Annotated in this window: 2 protein-coding genes; one reads left to right on the top strand and one right to left on the bottom strand. The window is 64.5% G+C overall.

Annotated features, from left to right (window positions below; translation table 11 throughout):
- Positions 1–2,005: bifunctional proline dehydrogenase/L-glutamate gamma-semialdehyde dehydrogenase PutA (putA, locus tag EN984_RS29580; protein ID WP_127384157.1), on the bottom strand; the 2,005-nt coding region annotated here is incomplete at its 3' end.
- A gap of 163 nt (positions 2,006–2,168) precedes the next feature.
- Between putA and EN984_RS29575 the strand changes: the two genes are divergently transcribed.
- On the top strand, positions 2,169–2,621 hold the full coding sequence (locus EN984_RS29575) for an Lrp/AsnC ligand binding domain-containing protein (RefSeq protein WP_127270518.1): 453 nt from the start codon (positions 2,169–2,171) through the stop codon (positions 2,619–2,621).
- The last annotated feature ends 185 nt before the right edge of the window (positions 2,622–2,806 follow it).

The raw sequence follows: 2,806 nt of genomic DNA, 5'->3' as shown, positions 1-2,806 counted from the left end.
AGACGATGGCGCCGCGCGCTTGCGTGCCCGCCTCCGCATTGGCCGCCTCGGTGGCGTAGTAGCGCAGGAAGTCGACGGCCTCGCGCACTTCGGCGACGCCGTCGGCCAGCGATTTGCCGGCCTCGCGGGTGGCGAGTGCAAAGAACTCGACCGCATTCGCCTCATAGATATCGGCGGCACGATTGAGGATGGCAGCGCGCTCGGCAACGGGACGTTTTGCCCAGGCCGGCTGCGCTTCCACCGCAAAGCGCACGGCGGTCGCGACTTGCTTTGCGGCGGCTTCGCTGACCGTGCCGACCACTTCGGAAGGCTTTGCCGGGTTGACGATCGGACGCTGCTTGCCGTAGCCGGCGGCACGGGTGATCGGCTTGGCATGCCAACGATCCGGCCCAGCGAAGGCCGCCCTGGCCTTGTCGATCGCCGCCAGCGTCACCGTGTCGGTGATGTCGAATCCTTTCGAATTGCGTCGCCCGACCCCAAAAATCTGGGAAGGCCGGGCAATCGCCGGATTGGCGGCCGGACCCTGGCTCTCGACCGTTTCGAGCGGATCGCGCGCAATGTCCTCCGGCTCGACGTCCTCGTCGGTCAGTTGGTGTACGAAGGAGGAATTGGCGCCATTCTCCAGCAACCGGCGGACCAGATAGGCCAGCAGATCGGAATGCGCACCGACCGGTGCATAGATGCGGCAGGGCGTGCCTTCGGACCGGCGCACCGTCTCGTGCAGCGCCTCGCCCATGCCGTGCAGGCGCTGGAACTCGAAGGAATCGCGATTGTCCGCCATCGCCAAGATGGCGGCGACGGTGTGGGCATTGTGGGTGGCGAATTGCGGATAGATGCGGTCGGTCATCGACAAAAGCTTCTTCGCGCAAGCCATGTAGGAAACGTCGGTGTTGGTCTTGCGGGTGAAGACTGGATAGCCTGACAGTCCGAGCGTCTGCGCGCGCTTGATCTCGGTGTCCCAATAGGCACCCTTGACCAGCCGCACCATGATGTTGCGGTCGTATTTCCTGGCCAGCGCATAGAGCCAATCGATGGCGAAGGCCGCGCGTGGCCCATACGCTTGCACCACCACGCCAAAGCCGTTCCAACCGGCGAGCTCCGGCTCGGCCAGCACCCGCTCGATGACGTCGAGCGACAGATCGAGGCGGTCGGCCTCCTCGGCATCGATGTTGAGGCCCATGCGCGAATGGCGCGCGGCCAGCGCCAGCGACAGGAGCCGGTCTGCCATCACAGGCAGCATCTCGTCTTTCTGCGCCACCTCGTAGCGCGGATGCAGCGCCGAAAGCTTGACCGAGATGCCGTGGTTCTGCCTGATGTCAGGACCGTTGGAGCCGGAATCGAGCGACGAAATCGCGTCGGCATAGGCCTTGTGATAGCGCAAGGCGTCGGCCTCGGTGCGGGCTGCCTCGCCCAGCATGTCGAAGGAGTAGAGATAGCCCTTCTGCGTCATCGGCCGGCCTCGCTTGACGGCTTCCGTGATGGTGCGGCCGAGCACGAACTGCTCGCCCATCTCGCGCATGGCGGCGGCCACCGCCTTGCGGATGACCGGCTCGCCGAGCCGCCGCACCATAGAACGCAGCGTGCCCTCGATGCCGCCCTCGCCCTCATCGAGGACGCGGCCGGTCAGCATCAGCGCCCAGGTCGAGGCATTGACGAAGATGGAGCTTGAACCGCCCGAATGCGCCGACCAGTCGTGCGGCGCGATCTTGTCGGCGATGAGGTCGTCCATCGTTTCGGTGTCAGGCACACGCAACAGCGCCTCGGCCAGGCACATCAGCGCCACGCCTTCCTTGGTGGAGAGACCATAGGCCGAGAGGAAGACTTCCATCAGCCGAGGATCCGACGAGCCGCGCACCGCCCGCACCAGATCGGCGGCCCGTGCCGAGATCGCCTTGCGGTCTTTCACTGAAAGGCCCGTCGTCTCGGCCAGTCGCTTCACGGCCTCGTCTTCGTCGGGCAGGTAGTTGGCGCGGATCTGCTGGCGGATGGCATCAAGCGCTGGCATGGCGGTCCCGTGGATCGAGCAAAGGGGATCGGGCCGGCGGTCACCGGACCGAATGGCGCAAGCTAGCACAAGTGTGAATTTTCAGTCGGTCCGAAGAAATCGACATTGCAGGTCATTCGATTTATCCTGGCAGCTCAGACTTGACATATGGACTGCATTTTCGATGATAGAAGACCAATTGGACCGCATCGACAGGAACATCCTGTCGGCGCTGGCAAGCGATGGCCGGCTTTCCATGTCGGAACTGGCGGCAAAGGTCGGCCTGTCGAAGACGCCGGTGCAGGCGCGGGTGAAGCGGCTGGAAAAGGACGGCTATATCAGAGGCTACCAGGCGATCATCGACCGCGAGCGCATGGGCGAAGGCCATGTCGCTTTCGTCCAGGTGAAATTGTCCGACACCCGATCCGCCGCGCTCGATGCCTTCAACCGATCCGTGCAGGCCGTGCCGGAGATCGAGCAGTGCCACATGATGGCGTCGAGCTTCGACTATTTGCTGAAGGTGCGCACCCGGGATATCGCCGCCTATCGCCGCGTCCTCGGCGAGCGCATCTCAGCCCTGCCCCACGTCGCCCAGACTTCGACCTTCGTGGCCATGGAGACGGTCAAGGATCGGTAGAGCGTAGGGATGGCTGAAGCCTCCCCAACTTCGTCATCCCTGGGCGAAGCAGGAGCGAAGCTCCGTCGCGGAGACCCTGGGATCCATGCCGCGACCTCGGCCGAAGAATGCAGCGGAGCAGAATTCCGCACCGCAGCAGCGCTTCCGAGTCCCGGCATGGATCCTGGGGTCTGCGCCGCGTCGCT

The sequence above is a fragment of the Mesorhizobium sp. M7A.F.Ca.CA.004.12.1.1 genome (genome assembly GCF_003997835.1).
Taxonomy (GTDB): domain Bacteria; phylum Pseudomonadota; class Alphaproteobacteria; order Rhizobiales; family Rhizobiaceae; genus Mesorhizobium.
Note: the sequence above shows the minus strand (reverse complement) of the source record. Positions and strands in the feature narration are given on the sequence as shown.

Bases quoted from the DNA above. Each gene is read 5' to 3' on its own strand.
- EN984_RS29575 (WP_127270518.1), top strand. From the start codon at position 2,169: ATGATAGAAGACCAATTGGACCGCATCGACAGGAACATCCTGTCGGCG.